At 41.4% G+C, this 17,279-nt stretch carries 14 protein-coding genes and 1 pseudogene; 4 read left to right on the top strand and 11 right to left on the bottom strand.

What is annotated here, in order from left to right:
• Window positions 1-5 precede the first annotated feature (5 nt).
• The 4 genes from RMY16_RS16745 to RMY16_RS16730 all read right to left on the bottom strand — a co-directional run bounded on the left by RMY16_RS16745 (window position 6) and on the right by RMY16_RS16730 (window position 6,290).
• Window positions 6-1,412 carry a methyl-accepting chemotaxis protein gene (locus RMY16_RS16745; RefSeq protein WP_322737349.1) on the bottom strand — a complete coding sequence of 469 codons (1,407 nt, stop codon included), beginning with the start codon at window positions 1,410-1,412 and terminating at the stop codon, window positions 6-8.
• A 279-nt stretch (window positions 1,413-1,691) separates the two neighbouring features.
• On the bottom strand, window positions 1,692-3,149 hold the full coding sequence (locus tag RMY16_RS16740; RefSeq protein ID WP_322737347.1) for a methyl-accepting chemotaxis protein: 1,458 nt from the start codon (window positions 3,147-3,149) through the stop codon (window positions 1,692-1,694).
• Window positions 3,150-3,679: 530 nt separating this feature from the next.
• On the bottom strand, window positions 3,680-4,741 hold the full coding sequence (locus tag RMY16_RS16735; protein WP_322737346.1) for a chemotaxis protein CheW: 1,062 nt from the start codon (window positions 4,739-4,741) through the stop codon (window positions 3,680-3,682).
• Complete coding sequence (locus tag RMY16_RS16730; protein WP_322737345.1) at window positions 4,731-6,290, bottom strand: CheR family methyltransferase; 1,560 nt, start codon at window positions 6,288-6,290, stop codon at window positions 4,731-4,733. Before RMY16_RS16730 ends, RMY16_RS16735 begins: the two co-directional genes overlap by 11 nt.
• A 471-nt stretch (window positions 6,291-6,761) precedes the next feature.
• Here RMY16_RS16730 and RMY16_RS16725 point away from each other — a divergent pair, with 471 nt between their 5' ends.
• Window positions 6,762-7,115, top strand: a complete 354-nt coding sequence (locus tag RMY16_RS16725) for a phage holin family protein (protein WP_322662548.1) — start codon at window positions 6,762-6,764, stop codon at window positions 7,113-7,115.
• Here RMY16_RS16725 and RMY16_RS16720 read toward each other — a convergent pair.
• The 3 genes from RMY16_RS16720 to argS form a co-directional block, all read right to left on the bottom strand.
• A complete protein-coding gene (locus tag RMY16_RS16720) occupies window positions 7,112-7,624 on the bottom strand; it encodes a cobalamin biosynthesis protein (RefSeq protein WP_322737344.1) in 513 nt (170 codons plus the stop codon). The two genes, RMY16_RS16725 and RMY16_RS16720, sit on opposite strands and share 4 nt — an antisense overlap.
• Window positions 7,625-7,632: 8 nt before the next feature.
• Window positions 7,633-8,196 carry a Uma2 family endonuclease gene (locus tag RMY16_RS16715; protein ID WP_322737343.1) on the bottom strand — a complete coding sequence of 188 codons (564 nt, stop codon included), beginning with the start codon at window positions 8,194-8,196 and terminating at the stop codon, window positions 7,633-7,635.
• 125 nt (window positions 8,197-8,321) lie between these two features.
• The gene (argS, locus tag RMY16_RS16710) at window positions 8,322-10,076 is read right to left on the bottom strand and encodes an arginine--tRNA ligase (protein WP_322737342.1); all 1,755 of its coding nucleotides are present in this window, start codon (window positions 10,074-10,076) and stop codon (window positions 8,322-8,324) included.
• 729 nt (window positions 10,077-10,805) lie between these two features.
• Between argS and RMY16_RS16705 the strand changes: the two genes are divergently transcribed.
• The gene (locus tag RMY16_RS16705) at window positions 10,806-11,639 is read left to right on the top strand and encodes a DUF4114 domain-containing protein (protein ID WP_322737341.1); all 834 of its coding nucleotides are present in this window, start codon (window positions 10,806-10,808) and stop codon (window positions 11,637-11,639) included.
• Between the two features lie 120 nt (window positions 11,640-11,759).
• Here the strand turns inward: RMY16_RS16705 and RMY16_RS16700 are convergent, their stop codons facing one another.
• Complete coding sequence (locus tag RMY16_RS16700; RefSeq protein ID WP_322737340.1) at window positions 11,760-13,028, bottom strand: tetratricopeptide repeat protein; 1,269 nt, start codon at window positions 13,026-13,028, stop codon at window positions 11,760-11,762.
• 464 nt (window positions 13,029-13,492) lie between these two features.
• Window positions 13,493-14,161 carry a 2OG-Fe dioxygenase family protein gene (locus RMY16_RS16690; RefSeq protein ID WP_322737339.1) on the bottom strand — a complete coding sequence of 223 codons (669 nt, stop codon included), beginning with the start codon at window positions 14,159-14,161 and terminating at the stop codon, window positions 13,493-13,495.
• 602 nt (window positions 14,162-14,763) lie between these two features.
• Here RMY16_RS16690 and RMY16_RS16685 point away from each other — a divergent pair.
• A complete protein-coding gene (locus tag RMY16_RS16685; protein WP_322737338.1) occupies window positions 14,764-14,997 on the top strand; it encodes a hypothetical protein in 234 nt (77 codons plus the stop codon).
• A 144-nt stretch (window positions 14,998-15,141) separates the two neighbouring features.
• Window positions 15,142-15,861, top strand: a complete 720-nt coding sequence (gene sfsA / locus RMY16_RS16680) for a DNA/RNA nuclease SfsA (protein ID WP_416211679.1) — start codon at window positions 15,142-15,144, stop codon at window positions 15,859-15,861.
• Window positions 15,862-16,054: 193 nt separating this feature from the next.
• On the opposite strand, the gene RMY16_RS16675 is transcribed toward sfsA, so the two are convergent.
• Entirely contained in the window at window positions 16,055-16,456 is a 402-nt protein-coding gene (locus RMY16_RS16675) for a fasciclin domain-containing protein (RefSeq protein ID WP_322662579.1), read from the bottom strand.
• A gap of 345 nt (window positions 16,457-16,801) precedes the next feature.
• Window positions 16,802-17,279: pseudogene (locus RMY16_RS16670) on the bottom strand (glycosyl transferase family 2); the annotation flags it as partial.

Genomic DNA, 17,279 nt, shown 5'->3' with positions numbered 1-17,279 from the left:
TATTTTTAGACAACGGCTTTTAGTTCTTGGGCAGCATCATTCAGGCGTTGGGTGCCGACTTTAATTTGACTAATGCCAGAGGCGGTTTCTCTGGCGGCAATGTTGAGCGAGTTCATGGCTTCTACCACCTGTTGCACTGCGATCGCCTGTTGATTGGAAGTCAGGGAAATTTGTTGACCATTTATCGCGATCGTTTTGATGGCATCCACAATCTTTTCTACGGTTTTCGTGCCTTCACCTGTCACCATCACGGTGGAATTGGTCGATTTTTGAATGTCTACGACCAGTAGATTAATTTTTTCAGCCGATTGCTTACTCTGGTCTGCCAGTTTGCGAATTTCGGCAGCAACTACCGCAAAGCCTTTGCCATTTTCCCCGGCTCGCACCGCTTCTACTGCCGCGTTGAGTGCCAGCATATTAGTTTGACTTGCCAAGTCACTAACCAGGGCGGAGATCGTGCCGATTTGATTAGTTTGTTCGTTTAGATGGAGAATTTGGGCGGCAATGTCGCCTACTTTCTCGCGTAGACTCGATTGGCTGAACTCACCCTCTTGAGTGCGACCGTCTACCAGCAACAACACCTGCCGCGCCCCTGCGGCTGAGGCTTCTGCTTGTTCGGCAGACTGGCGTGAGGAAGCCGCCAATTCATTCATTGTGGTGGTGGTTTGGTTAACAGAACTAGCTTGTTGCATGGTAGTGCGTTGTTGCTGCTCGATTGTTGTAGCAATTTCGGTTGTAGAAGCGGCGATCGCGCTGGCAGAGGCATTCATCTGGCGGGCAGTGCGGCTAATGACCCAGATGCCAATCAAAACAGATACCACCAGGGAGAGTCCACTAGCTAATATCACCGTGAACTTGAGGGCATTGAGCGCCTCTTGCTGCTGTTGCGCGGCGGTTGCAAAAGTCCGATCTTCTCGCTGCTGCATTTGTTCAATCATGTCTACGACATCCTGAACCAGAGTGCGGGCATTCCCCTTGCTCCAGGTTTCAATGGCTTCTTTGACTTTGCCCTGATTCACCTTTTCAATCAGGATCTCTTCAAAAACAAGCTGTTTATTCACCAGTTCTTCCAGTTTGGTTAAAGATTGTCGCTCCTGTTCCGATCTGGCAAGTGCGATCAGTTTTGCTAAAAAGTCCCTGGAGTTCTTTTGTGTCTCTTGGTAGTTCTCAAGCGATTGCTGAGTTTTTTCTAATAAATAGCCCCGAGTTGATTTAGAACTACTTTGCACGCTAACAACCAAATCATCAATTGTTGAATTAATTTCATAAGAAGACAGTAAATTTTCTGACCGTTGGCTCACCGTGTTGATATTGATGACCGTCGCTCCGGCAGAAATTAACAATGCCAGCACGGGAACGGCATACCCGCCAATAATCCAGTATCTTAGTCTCCAATTTCGCTTGCTTTCCATCTTGTTGTTATCTTTTGTGAGTGAATGAGTTCAAGAATTTCCAGATATTGCCATCACACAATTTTGGATTTTAGATTTTAAATTGACCCCATAAAGCTACGGTGTACACACAAATCTCTCGATCTGCACCTTTGTTACATCGACCTGCACCTTTGTTGCATCGACCTGTAAAAATTAACTTACTCTCCGTTACGCAGTAACTCTAAAAAACTAGTAAGCTTCACAGCAGGAGGAAGAAGTCATTTCCTCCTGCCTTCTGCCCCCTGCCCTCTGCCCCGATTACACAACACTCTGTAGTTTATAGGCTGCATCATTGAGTTGGTGAGTGCTAACGCGAGTCTGACTGATGCCGATGGCTGTCTCTCTAGCAGAGTTATTGAGTGCATTCATTGCCTGTAAAATTTGCTGAACCGCAATAGATTGCTGGCTAGCGTTTAGCGAGATTTGCTGAATATTCAACACCATCCGGTTGACGGCATCGGTAACACTAGTAAAGACCTCTACCGTCTGCTTAGTTATTGCCGCCCCCTGTTGAGCAGTTTTTGTACTTTCATCTGTCATCACAACGGTTGAGTTGATGGCGGATTGAATGTCATTGACCAGCACATTAATTTTTTCAGCCGATTTCTTGCTTCGGTCTGCCAGTTTGCGAATTTCGGCGGCGACAACTCCAAAGCCCTTGCCCTGTTCCCCTGCGCGGACTGCCTCTACTGCTGCATTTAGCGCTAGCATATTGGTTTGATTTGCCAAGTCACTCACCAACCCGGAAATACTGCCAATTTGCTTTGTTTGTTCGTTCAGGCGCAGCATTTGGTCTGCTACAGCACTGACTCTGTGGCTCAAGGCTGCCATTCCTTCTAGGGTGCGGTTCAGTGATTGATTGCCTTGATCTGCTAAATTTAAGACCTGTTGAGCGCTGGTTGAGGCAGTGGATGCTTGCTGGGCAGACTGTTGGGCAGAGGCGCTGAGTTCGTCCATTGTAGTGGTGGTTTCGCTGACCGAGACTGCCTGTTGGTTAGCAGTGCGCTCTTGTTGCTCGATTGTGGCGGCAATTTCAGCCGTCGAGGTGGCGATCGCACTGGCTGATTCATTTATCCGTTGAGCAGTGCGGCTAATTATCCAGATGCCAGTCAAAACTGACAACAGCAAGGAGAGTCCAGTGGTGGACATAATTGTGAGCTTGAGTTTATCAAGCGCTGCTTGTTGTTGCTTGGCAGCCACAATCACATTCTGGTCTTCTCGGCGCTGAATTTCATTGATTGCACTTGTCAGGCGATCGACCATACTGCGGGCATTTTCGTTACTCCAGGTTTCAATAGCTTCCTGAACCTTACTTTGATTCACTTTGCCAATCAAATCATCCTCGACAACCATTAAATTATTCAGCAGCCCCTCTAGCCTGGTTAATGACTGTTGCTCTTGCTCTGTTCTGGCAAGTGACATTAGCTTTGACAAAAGCTGATTGAAGCTTCTTTGAGATTTTTGGTATTCGTCAAACGATGTCTGATTTTTTTCTAACAAATAGCCCCGAACTGACTTAGAACCGCTCTGTACATTCGTGGCAAGGGCATTAATCGCTGAATTAACGTTATAGGAAGAAATTAAATCCTGCGCTCGCTGACTCACCAGGTTGATATTAATAAATATCAGCCCCGCAGAAATTATCAACGCCAGAATGGGAACCCCATAGCTGCCCATAATCCAGTATCTTAATTTCCAATTTCGCTTACTTTGCATCTTGTTATCTCTTGTGAATGAATGAGTTCAAGAATTTCCCAATATTTCTATCATTTGTAATCTTTGCGATCGCACTTTTAAATCAACGGAAGATTGCACAACATTCTGTATATCGACTGCGTTATCTCTGCGAGTTTGCTGCGAATCTCATTGATAATCTGTGGAACAAAACCTAACCCTAGATTTATAAGCGTTAGAGGTTGTTTGAAAAGTGTTTTGCTGTGATTTTAAGCACGTTTAGATCCCCCCTAACCCCCCTTAAAAAGGCTACGGTGTACACACAAGTCGAATTATTACCCCCCTTAGTCCCCCCTTGTAAAGGGGGGAAACAAGAAAAATCCGGTTCCCTCCCCTTTACAAGGGGAGGGTTAGGGTGGGGTAATTCGAGAACTGGTAGTAATTCGATAACTTGTGTGTACACGGTAGCCTTTTTAAGGGGGGAACTGGAATCAAAGTCCCCCAATTTATCGGGGGATTTAGGGGGATCTATAACTTTTCGATACCAACAAGAGGACTTTTCAAACATCCTCTTAGACTTCTTCATTGACAACTAACACCTCTGAAGTGAGCAATTTAGACAAATTGATGATGCTCATCATCCGATCGCGATAAGGTGCGACACCCTGGAGATAGTCGTCTTTGGCAGAATGCAGGGCAATTGGAGCCGCGATCATTTGGGAAGGATGGATATACGTCACATCAAAAATGTCATCTACGGCAATGCCCGCCACTCGTTGATCCAGACGCACGACAACGGCTTGCTGATGCAATCGCACCCCATTCATGGGCAGATCAACTACATTATTGATGTTAATTAAGGTGACAATTTCGCCCCGCAAGTTGATGTTGCCAACAATGTGCGGCGGACAGCAGGGAATCGGGGTAATCTTGTGAATCTCGGTAAACTCATGCACCGTTTCCAAGCCAAACCCAAAGTACTCACCCCCTAATCCCACAACAGCCAGAGGCAAGAGCGATGCCGAATCCTCTTCATTAATTGAACACCGCAGACTTTCAGTTCGCTCTTGCAAAATCTGTTGCTCCTGCGAATCAAAATGAGCGTATAAGCTCTGATTTAGGGCTGAATCAGAGGAATGTTTTAGTGCGTCATTGACTGAGCCGTTGTTAAAATCAGAATTTAGATTGAAAACAGTCTCTATAAAGGCGTGTTGCACCAACAGTTCGGGATTGAGCAATGTAATGATGCCCTCCTCGACATTGGCAATGCCAGCCACTAATTTATCCTGCAAACTCTCTTTTGATTGACCACAAACATTGACAGCGATCCGATCAGGTGCGATCGCTTGCACGCTATCCACTTGATTGACGATGATTCCCATTCGTTGAGTTTGCCACTCTAGGACAATCATGCTGTCAGTCAATTGAAAAGGGGGACGTGCTTGTTCTAAACGGTGATATAAATCCATCACGGGGAGAAACTTCCCTCGCAGGTTAATCACGCCTAAAATTGTGCTGGGAGTTTGTGCGATCGCAGTCACTTCTGGCAGAAAGAAGAGTTCTTGCACGGCTATAGCCGGAATGCCATAGCGTAAATTATTGAGTTTAAACATTAAATAAGATTCATGGCTCATAACTAGTTGAATTTAAGTGCTTAAGAACGTGTGCTTTTAGTTGAGCAGTGGTTTGCTGGTTATGGGAATCGATCGCTTGTTGGGGTAGATTTTGCAAAATTTCTAAAAGCGATCGCCAGGTTTTTTGAGCCTGTTTTTCATTTCCCTCTCGTTCGTATATAGAACCCAATTCCAGGTGAGCAGTAACAGAATTAGGAGCGAGATAAATAATACGTTTTAAAAATAATTTTGCACTGTCGCGATCTCCTTGCTCTTCGGCAATTTGAGCCAACAAATGATAGGGTTCGCTCGCCAATGGGCTGATCTGGAGTGCCTGCTGACACGCCTGATTCGCCTGGGAGTAATCGCCAAAATTCGCGTAAGCTTCTGCCATCAAACAATATGCCTGAAAGTCTTGGGGAGCATGAGCAATCAGTTGTTCCGCTATTTGAATGACATCGGCATAAGCTTCTTGAATTAGTGATTTTTTGGCTGCATCTAAAAGAGTTTGAGTGTTAGCGCTCACGTCGAAGCCTGTCTCCAAGCTTGGGAGAGAAGGGGAAAAAAGTTCGGTTTCCCTGCTCTCAATGGCAGCAGGTGTTATGGTATTCAAGACTTTGCTCTGCTCGTCGAGTGAGGTATGCTTTTGATAAACCGCAGATTGTGGAAAATTTTTGACTTGAAACGGTTCAGTTTTTTGCTCGTGTAATTCCGTGTGGCCTGTGAGCAGAAACCCTCCCGGTGTCAGAGAGCAGTAAAACTTGTCTATAACTTGGGCGATCGCGTTGAAGTCAAAATAAATAAACACATTGCGGCAAATAATCAAATCAAAATCGTGAATCCTGGATGCATAAGCAGGAAAGTTATCCTGCATCAGGTTTCCAGGTTGAAATGTGACCATTGCTTGAATAGCAGGATCGATTTTCCAACCTTTTTTGTGGGATCGAAAGCAGCGATTTTTGATCTCTGGAGTGGTTGTCCGAAAAGACCAATCGCTGTAAATTCCTTGTTGAGCCAGAGCGATCGCGGGTTGATTAATATCTGTGCCTAAAATCAGAATGTCCCATGTCTGGTTGTCAGGAATTAGTTCCTTCACCAAAATTGCAAGTGAGTAAGCTTCTTCACCAGTGGAACACCCGGCACTCCAAAGCCGTAATGTCGGACGATAAAATTCTCCATTAGCAGCGTTGCACTGAGTTAAACTAAGCTCTCGTTTGCGCTCGATTAACTCTGGAAGCAGCTGATTTTTGAGCAGCGACATCTGCCCCTGATCCCGAAAAAAATAAGTTTCAGTGACAGTGAGTAAAGAGATTAGTTCTTGCCACTCTGTCGCACCAGGAACTAATTGATTTCTTGCCACCAAGAACTGATAGTAATCATCGAGCGAGCATAATCCCAGTGCCCGGATGCGAGTTAAAAGATTTTTCTTTAATGTATCTTGATAGTGTGGCTTGATATAAATGCCGAATTTATCAGCAATCAGATCGACCATCTGTGACAAGCTAAAGTCATCACTGTGTTGAGAATTGGGTTTAAATAAAGTGGGGCAATCGCTGCCTATCTGATTCATCGCTACATGATTTTTGGGCGGATAGGCTTAGGTTTCCCATTTCAACTACCGTTACATCTATTTGATGATATCAGCTTGGAAACAGGGTTTTTTGTATATCGACTCTAAAAGCAGGGCTGCTTCATTCCCTAAAACAGGTAAAATAGCTAGTATTGAGGGAATAAAAAATTATGAGTGCCAATCTGATTGAAGCAGGAATCACGACACTTCGAGTGGTGTGAGGTTTAATCCCCACATTGCCAAAAAAACTTGTCAGTCAATTATAGAAACTGGCAATCCTCCAATACGATCGAGATACACCAATTAGAAGTATCTCTCTATGCCAGTGCTGAAAAATTACATTGCTTTTGGGCTGATAAAAGATGATGGCAACTTTAGAAGCAAATACAACGATACTTAGTAGTGTTAAAAATCACAACTTGCAATAGTAAAATTAATTAAACTTACTGCTAATTCCTCTAAAAACAACTTATGCAACACTTTTTATTAACTTGGCTTGGTACTGCGGTAGCGTTATTAATTACTTCTAAAATCGTTGATGGTTTCGTTGTCAATAATTTTGTTGTAGCCCTTGTTGCCGCACTAGTTATCGGGCTAGTTAATGCCTTTATCAGACCAATTTTGCGTCTTTTGACATTTCCTATTACCTTACTCACCTTTGGTTTATTTACATTTGTGATCAACGCTTTAACCCTTTGGTTAGCAAGTGCCTTAACTCCTGGTTCTGGTTTTGAGATTCGCGGCTTTTTACCTGCTTTGTTAGGTTCAATTGTACTAGCTATTGTATCTAGTATAATTAACTATTTTTTGAGAGTTGTTGACTAGAAAAATTGGGAAATTGTAATACTAATATTTGAAGCTTGGGCAACAGCTAGCGTTACCGCTCCTAGTTGCCCTTGTATTTGGAAAATTTGTTTAGAAACTAAGAACTTCACCCGCAATGCTTCTGTGCTGGTAAAAGCGTAAGCACTCAACAATGGGGTTTGAGTAGCTGCAAGAATAGCAGCTGCCTCTGCTACGCTAGGTGTACCTACTTTATCGTCGGTAATTGTGGCAGGGTTGGGAACACAGACAGAGCGAAGGATTTGGGCAGAAAAGGTTTTTAGGGGCAAATTGCGTCGGTTGCAAAGTTCTATTAAACCAATTTCCGAGGCTTTAGTGTCAATGGTAGCAATCCCTGCGATCGCACTTGGAAAAAGTTGATTTTCTCGAAATACTTGCTCAATTGCCAGATCGATCAACTGCCATGATGTTTCCCGTTTACAACCGATTCCTACCCATAAAACCTGTTGTAATTGGTGTATTTCCTTACTCAGTCCGTCAGAGTTTGACATGATTGGGTTTACTCCAACAGCCAACCAAATAAATTTCCTACCGTCAGCCTCAACTCACTTGCAAAATCTGGCACTGGAAGTAAACCTTCTAGTTCATCCAACATGACTGGCTGTTGATTGCGGATGTACACAAATACCGTTTGTTCTTCTGGATCGATCAGCCAACCCATTTGTGTTTCATAATTCAGGCAATGTAAAATATTTTTTGTAACTTTTGTTTGTCTTTGGTCAGGCGATAGAATCTCAATAGTCCAATCAGGAGCGGCTGAAAATAAATTTGCTACCCTGCCATTTTCTTTGCGAGGTATTCTCTCCCAGGTAAATACCGCTACATCCGGGACAATTGATCTGCCGCCAAAAGTACACCGCAGTTCTGGATATGCTCGTGCAACTTTTTGGGGTTTCAAGATAGCATTAATAAAAATAATCAGTTCACCTTGAATAGTGCTATCTTCTCCCTGTGCCATTGGTTTTTGAATAATTTGGCCATCGATGTATTCACTAGCAGGCTTGGTTTCTGGTAAAATTAGAAACTCTGCCAAAGTTATGTTTTTTGATGGTGTCCGTACCATAAGCGATCGCCTCCAGTCCAGCAATTCTGATTAAAAAACGGCAAAGTACACAAAGAAAAAATCAGCTTAACTCTTACTCTGCGTACCTTAGCGCTACCTCAGCGTACCTTTGCGTTAAAAAAATATTACATCCTCTCCAATACCTGAATTCCCAATAAAGATAATCCCAACTTCAGAGTTCTAGCAGTCAAATCACACAGAATCAAGCGAGATGTGCGCTGCGGTTCCTCCGCTTGGAGTATAGGACAGCGATCATAGAATTGGTTAAACTTCTGACTCAGTTCAAACAAATACTCACATAAACGATTGGGCAGCAAGTCTTGCTCTACACTACTAATAACTTCATCCAGTTGAAGTAAATATTTTGCTAGTGTTAATTCTGTTTCATGCTGCAACAAAACGGCATTATTTCCCAACTCTTTAAAATTAATATCACCCTTGCGGCTAATTCCATGAATCCGTGCATAAACATACAGCATATAGGGCGCAGTATTACCTTTAAGATCCAGCATTTTATCGTAGCTGAAGATGTAATTACTGGTGCGATTTTGGCTTAAGTCTGCATACTTAACTGCGCTGATTCCAACTACCCTAGCAACTTCATTAATAAATTCTTCAGTTTCTTGACGTTCTTCTTTTTGTAATCTAGTTTTTAGGTCAGCATGGGCACGAGAAACAGCTTCATCTAATAAATCCCGCAACCGCACAGTATCACCAGAACGAGTTTTAAATTTCTTACCATCTTCTCCTAACACCAACCCAAAGGGAACATGGACTAATTCCACATCGTCAGGAATCCATCCGGCTTTGCGTGCTACCTGAAAAAATTGGGCAAAGTGGTTTCCTTGTCCAGCATCTGTTACATAAATTATCCGCTTTGCTTCATCCTGCTGAATCCGGTAGCGCAGAGATGCTAAATCTGTTGTGGCGTAGTTATAACCGCCATCTGATTTCTGCACAATTAAGGGTAAAGGTTCACCTTCTCTATTTGTAAACCCTTCCAAGAAAACACATTTTGCCCCTTGATTTTCAACCAGTAACCCAGATTTATCCAAATCTTCTACAACCCCAGATAGTAAAGGGTTATAGAAAGATTCTCCGCGTTCAATTAACTTGATATTCAGCAACTCATAAATTACTTGAAACTCCCCCCGCGACTGTTCGCACAAGAGTTTCCAAGCATGGAGTGTATCTTCTGCACCTGCTTGTAATCTGACGACTTCTTGGCGTGCTGTTTCTTGAAAAGCTTCATCGGCATCAAAGCGAAGTTTGGCTTTGCGATAAAAAGAGACTAAATCACCAATATCTAAAGCATTAGCGGTGGTAAGCGCGTCTGGGTAAACTTCCCGCAGATAGGCGATTAACATTCCAAACTGCGTACCCCAATCACCGACATGATTTAATCGCAGTACATCGTGTCCAAGAAATTCTAAAATCCGGGCGATGGAATCACCAATAATCGTCGAACGCAAGTGTCCGACGTGCATTTCTTTAGCAATATTGGGACTGGAAAAATCCACAATTTCCCGCTTCGGGGTTTTCGCGGCTGGAACTCCCAGTCTGGGATCGGCTTGAATCGCGTTTAGTTGTGCTTCTAAGTATGCTGTTTTCAGTTTCAGATTGATAAATCCTGGCCCAGCGATTTCCGGTGGTTCACAGATTTCGGATACATCTAGTTTCTCAACGATCGCACCTGCGATCGCTCTTGGTTGCAATCCTTTCTTTTTACTCAGCGATAAAGCCACATTCGCCTGATAATCGCCAAATTTAGGATTACTAGCAGGAACCAAAATTGGATCTACTCCAGCGAAGTCAGCACCAAAAGCAGCGATTAAAGCCTGCTCTACCTGAGCTTTTAGTTTTTCTTGTGTAGCGTTCATATATAGATTTTATCTGTGAAAGGGGGAATGTAGCTCTGGAAAAGCTTGATTATTTTAACCTTAAAAGATATTCATCAAGCCTAAGCAAAGACTGTCATTTTAAGGTACAACCCCCTTAAATTGTCTCCCATCCTCGGCATAACTTTTAGATTCTGACGATACCGAAGTCGATTTTGACAGACTACTGCTAGTTAATCAAGCCAACGAAAGCGTAGTACGTAGTAAATGCTTTAGCGCTTAAAACAAAGACTAAACTTATTTCCCCAGGTTTCATGGATTTGATAGATTACTACGTTTTCCAACGTAAGTACGGAGATCATCTCTATTTGTATAGCAGCGTATTAACTAAGCCTTGGCTTAGTTGATACGGATGACGGTATACCATTACTTATCTACCTCATTTAAATGGAAATTCCTATAGATAAAGCTTTTAGCTTTTCACTAGAGAAATTGCATATCTGATTTTCATCAAAAGTATATATTATTCATGAAGTTTTAATCATACATAAGTTGAAATACTAAGTGTTGATAACAGTATAATACCAAATCAAAAATGTCTTATTTCAGTAAAAACACTTTAAATAAAGAGCTATTTAAATATACTAGCAAAAGTAAATAAACAGATTGACGTTGCAGAACTGTGGCTGTTAGAAGTAAGAAACAACTGAAGACAGATAGCTGCTAAAAAAGCATTATCTCAATTGTTTTTCCTACTTAATGGCTCTTAAGATGAAATCTAATTTATTCACTGCCTTGATTGCGGCTACAGCGACATTAACCGGATTAGTTTCCCAAGTAGAAGCTGCATCTGCTGCTGGTTTTAATTGGAATAGTTCATGGACTCAACCAACTGTATATAATAAGTCTCAAACTGGTTTTAATGACGCTCCTTTTCAACAATTTGTCCAAGCAGAAAGTGTTGCTCTTCCAAACAGCGGACAATTTAAATTAGACCCCAGTAAATTAAATTTAAAATACGACCACAATGTTTCTGTTTACTTTATTAATGAGGGCGCAGGTTATAGAAACCAGTTAGCCTTTGAAGCTACAGGAACTACTAACAAATCTGGGTTGCTTTTTAATGATATTTCTTGTGAAGGCACTGGATGTGTTGGCGGCTGGGGCGGTAACGCACTAAAACTAGGTGATGGGGTCAAAGTTGGTAATGTTACCGCAGGTACTCAACTTGACTTCTGGTTAAGAGCTGATGGTTTGAACCGTGGTACCTCTGCCAATATCTTTGGTACTGATACTGCTTCTAACGCTGACGGGCTACAGCACACAGTTGCTTATGCTTACAACAACTACATCCTCCTAGCATTCGAGGATTTATACGGTGGTTTACACGCTTCAGGGGTAGATTCTGTAACTGGTAAGTGGAACGAAGGTTCCGATCGCGACTTTAATGATGTTGTCGTCGTTCTTGATATCGGCGAGGCAAATGTTAAAGCGTTAATTGGTGCTACCGTTCCTGAACCATCTGTGACTCTATCAATGTTTGCGGTGGGAGCAGTTAGTATGTTTGGATTGCGCCGTCGCCGTCAAAGTCGCACTTCTAACTAAACTTTGAGACGGTGCTAAATATAAGGCGCATTTAGTTTCATTGGAAAATAACAAGCGATCGCATTTTCACCCGTATAAATAATGTACGGGTGATTTTATGTTTGTAGTGGCATTTATATTTTATCTATTGCGATCGCGTTCTAAATCATCAATCACTTTTTGCAAATACCACTCGTCTGACATCCCAGGATGGTAATCTTTGTTTTGCTGAATCAATCGTTCGGCAATTTCCCAGTATCCCCCAACCATTCGTAAAAGTCGCTGACGTAGCAGGTGATATTTTTGCTTTTTTGACTCTGGACTAAATTTCTGGATTTTTTCTAGGCTATTTAAGACTTGTTGATAATTTTCCCAGTCTTCTTGTTCGCAAAAGATACTCCCCGCCCGTTGATAATCTTCGACAGCATTTTGTATTTCTTCTAAGCAAGTATAGGCAATGCCACGATTGTAGTAAGCTTGAGCCTCATCAGAATTAATTTGCAACGCTTGGGTATAATCTTGAATTGCACCGAGATAATTACCCATTGTCCGATAAACATTACCTCTGGCAATATAAACTAAGACATCTTCGGGTTGCATCTGAACTGCTTGGTTAAGATCCGCGATCGCACCTTGATGATCTCCCAAGACAGAACGTGCTTTACCTCGGTTGCGATAGACAATAGCATCTTGAAAATTTAGTCGTAATGCTTGATTAAAATCTGCGATCGCTTCTCGATAATTCCCGATTTTACAACGTACAACCCCACGACAGCAGTAAGCTTGGGCATCTTGCGGATCGGCTTTTAATACCCAGTTTAAATCGGCAAGTGCTTCTTGAGTATCTCCCTTTTCAGCCTTTTCTAATAATTGCGTGAAATAATCATTGGTAGATAAAATTGGCGCATTGATGGAACGCGATTCCTCAAGGGCAGGTAATTCTTTAGGTTGTAGCTGTTTAATTCGTTCCAAAGACAGACGACAATTCTCTTTATCGTGTTGCTCTAGATATAACCCAGCAGCTTTTTTAAAGTTAGCGATCGCATCTTGAATAAAACCCTGTTTGCGCCGCACCATTCCCCGTAGGTTATAAGCAGCAGCATAATTGAGATTGAGACGAATTGCGCGTTCAACATCATCTAGCGCCCCCGATAAATTTTTCAGCGCTACCCTAGCCAATCCTCGACAATAATATGCCTCTACACTCTCAGGATTCAGCTTCAGGGCTTCGGTATAATCTGAAACAGCTTTCAGAATTGCTCCTGAGTCATAATGTGCTAAACCCCGTTGCAAATAAGCTTCACTAAAGTAAGGTGTCAGTTGTAAAGCATGGTTAAATTCCTCAATTGCTCCCGCGTAATCTTTTCGCCTAGCCTTTTCCAATCCTTTATTGTAGAATTCGTCATTCATGGCATTTGTTTGGTTGATTCAGTTAATTGAATTCCAGCAGGCTTGTTTTGTAGCCTAACCTATGCACTCACCTCCATATTTTAAGTATATTTCATAGTTTTTGTGAAATAAAACCAACACACACCCTAAGTTTTGATAAATGGAATATTGTACACATCCAGATTTAGGAGTTCAGTTTAGTGAAAATATCACGAATAAAATTTGTGTAATGATTCAGCAGTTTATGGCTATGTATTAAATATGAGCCATCAACTTTAATAAACCATTATCAGCTAAATTATGTCCAATTCATAATAAAAAATTGGGGAAATGACTAAATTCAATTCCCCATATCTCGTAAATTTTAAAATATTTACGGTTAACTAGAATTCAGAGTTTAAGAAACAGCAGAATAATTGTGGAATCAATATACTAATAATACTGAATTGATTCTGCTTTCTGAGTGCTGAATTCTCGCACTAAAATTATTCTGAAAGCAAGCTGGGAGAAGTCAGAACAAAAACATCCCAATTTCCTTGAGCCTCAGTTTGTGGTTTTATAGGATTGGCATAGTGGAAAAACTCATGGTCATTAACCAATAGGAGTTCTCCCGGATTTAGAATTTTGCTAAATACAGGCTTTTCTTTTTTGGCAGTATACAGATGTGTTTCTCCACCTTGAATATTCTCTCTATCTACTGAGAATATGCCAATAAAATCAGTGCCATCTTGATGGATACCTTCAGGTGCTGGATTACCAAAATTATCTGGAGAACAACTAATTCTAATTTGATGAACTCCGATTTCAGCTTCAGGATGAAGTTTACAAGAATCACTAAATGCTAAAACAAGATTTTTGAAAATATCAAGTTCTATGAGTGCATCATCTAATTCTGCAAACTCTCTTTTGATATCACCCGCTAATCGATTATACTCTTTACTTTGAAAGAAGACGCCATGAGGTAATTTGATTAACTCATTTCCAGAGACTGTAAACCGAGATAATCTTCTGGAACGATAATTGTTTTTGATATAAGGGTCAAGAGGCATATTATTAAAAAATGCCTTGAAACCTTCTAGACTGATGGAATTTACCTTTTTAAGAGTAAATAGAAAAGCATATTCTAATTCCGTTGCTGTCCACACTTTTTGCATAGGATTTACCTCCTTGCACGTTGAAATTTTCCCAGATTCTTATGGGAGGCTTGTAATACTTAGTATATGCTACTTTTTATTACTATGTTGTCAATTTGACTACAAAAATTGACAATCCATGATATATAAAGTTGCTTAAATTCTGTCACAGGGCAGAGTAGCTGCTGAAAAGATTTGCAGATATGGGTTCGGTGGGCAAAGAATCGACGTATATTTACAAAAGACATCTCCGAAAAAGAATGTAGAAACGTAGCATTGCTACGTCTCTACAAGGTTTCTGGATAAAGCGTATTTAATTGCTGGAGATGTCTAAACAGGAACAAGGTTCCATAATGATAGATTGGCTTTACCGTTACCCACCTTTGATGTGACTTAAACCAATATCATCATCGCCTTCACTTACTTCCAATTCCCTGAATTCACTTAGTTGGATTCTCGCACCCAGTAACGCCTAATAATTAATGTATTAAATAGTGTGCGTAAAAAGTAATTTAAGTAAGAAAAGTAGGATATTTCGATATTTCCCTTGATTGTTCTGTTGTCAGTTTATACAATCAGTATGCAGTCGCTAGCTTGCAGTTATATTTAGCGAGGAAAAAGTGATGAAAGTATTAAAAAACAAAGCTCTAACAACCGACATAAACCTAGATGCAACTCCAGAAATGGAGGAACTTACAGATTCCGAAGCATCGTTAGTGGTTGGAGGTGCCATTATTTCGTATTCATCATATAATCGCTCAACAATTGATTATGATATTTCACTATTAATCACGTCTTCGGATATACCGATTAATGGGGGGACTGTCCGGGCTGTCAATTTAGCTATTTCCTCTTAGCTGAAAGTTATTGGAGTAATACTTCAACAACTAAAAAAGCTAGGTAGGGAAAGGGTTGTAGGCTATAAAAATGCTATGGTAGTCAAAAAGTAACAAGCAGAATGATGAGCATTTTAGAAAAAGTAATGGCTGAAAGTATTGAAAATGTGGATATTTAAGTACCCACCTTTGTATCCCGGTATTTTACTCAAGCGTTACAAGCGGTTTTTTGCTGACGTTCAACTTACTTCTGGCGAAATAGTGACAGCACACTGTCCTAATACAGGGCCAATGACTGGAGTATCGACACCTCTAAGTGCGGTACAGCTTTCCAAAAGCGATAATCTTAACCGCAAATTGGCTTACACTTTAGAACTTATTCAGGTACATGACAATGAGCCGACTTGGGTAGGCATAAATACTTTTTTGCCCAATCGGGTGGTAAAACTAGCTTTGATGAAATACCTTTTTCCAGAATTGGGCAACTACAGCCAAATTAAGGGCGAGGTGGTTTATGGGCTAGATAAAAAAAGTCGAGTGGATTTTTTCTTGACGGGGAGTGATGAGGAACGCCCGATTTACTTAGAAGTGAAAAATACAACTTTGTCTGAAGGGAGATTAGCCCTATTTCCTGACACGGAGACTACAAGAGGACAAAAACACTTGCGAGAACTGATGGCGTTATTACCTTTGACTCGTGCAGTGATGCTTTACTTTATCAATCGGGGTGATTGTATTGAGTTCTCCCCTGGCGATCGCACAGATCCTATATATGGTAAATTATTGCGGGATGCGATCGCTCTCGGTTTAGAAGTCTTACCTTGCCGTTTTGACATTTCCCCCGAAGGTATCCGTTATTTAGGTTTAGCAAAACTAAAAATTTGATTACATCTAAATTAAGAGAAACTAGCAATTGCAACGCTTCTACACGCATAAAACAATAAATCCATCTAGACCCTGTCTAGATGGATTTGTTGGTAGTTGATGTTTACTAAAAAACATTCAACCAGTCTGTAATAAATAAACGACTATAGGTAGTCGTCACCCCAGAAATAGCATTTGCTATTCTGACGTTTGGTTATGCAGGAATCAAAACTGTGTCAATTACGTGGATGACACCGTTATCAGCAGCAACGTCTGCGGCTGCAACTGTTGCATCATTGATCTTAACGCCGTTAGATGCGTCAATTTTTACATCCGAACCTTCAACTGTTGTAGCTGTCTTCAGTTTAACTACATCAGCAGCCAGTACCTTGCCTGAGACAACATGATAGGTCAAGATTTTCTTGAGCTTGGGAATATCTTGAAGTAATGCGTCTACTGTACCTGCTGGAAGCTTGTTAAATGCTTCGTCAGTGGGTGCAAAGACGGTAAATGGGCCAGCACCTTGGAGCGTATCTACCAGACCAGCCGCTTCGATTGCTGCAACTAGTGTGTTAAAAGAACCATTGTTAGTAGCAGTTTCAATTATGTTGGCCATGTGTTTTACCTAGTTCTGTGTAACTTGTTACAAATCTAAACTATTTGTTTAATAAAATCTATCTATCATTAGGTGTATGCCAAATCATTTTTGTTATTGATAACATAATAGGTTATATATATTTTTATACAAAGAAAGAATTATACGTACATCGTTCAGGTGAATGAGTTATGAGTTCTGCTGGATGCGCTCACGATTTTTTAGGGAGCACCCCAATTTGGCAAAAAGACGGGGATAATCAAAAATTATTCGCGATGAAAACTCGCGAATAAAAGGGAGCTATTATACATGAACATCGCAATTCGAGAGAATTAATAATGATTTTGAAATTAAATTTTATCCCAGCTATAAATTATCTGGGTTGGGGTAGACTCTTCCTTTCCAAGCACCGCCGCGCCCTTGCCAATGGCGGAGTGCTGAGTCTAGAGTCATCAGTGTATAGATAAAAGCGATCGCAGGTAAGCTCAATGCGAACCAGGGAGAACATTTATAAAAGCGGATTGTCGGGTAGTAAGCGAAAGTCATTAATAGCCATCCTAATATACCTGTAAGTGCGATCGCCCAATTGCTCCAAACTGCACCTATAATCACGCATATAGGCGGAGCTAAATAAATCAGAGGCATTCCCACCAAAGTTCCCAATAGTAGTAATGGCGAATAATTCAGCTGGGTATACGCAGTACGAGCAACCATATCCCAAATCGTCGCCAGCGAGTCATAGGGACGCAGACTACGAGTCAAGCTACTCAATCCCAGCCAGATACGCCCTTGACTGGGCATTGGGCCTTGGGCATGGTTACTTTCTTTGTCTCCCCTGCTCCCC

The organism is Nostoc sp. DedQUE12b, from assembly GCF_034530835.1.
In the GTDB taxonomy this organism is placed as follows: Bacteria; Cyanobacteriota; Cyanobacteriia; order Cyanobacteriales; family Nostocaceae; genus Nostoc.
The sequence above is the reverse complement of the archived record's forward strand: the minus strand, read 5'-3'. Positions and strand labels throughout refer to the sequence as shown.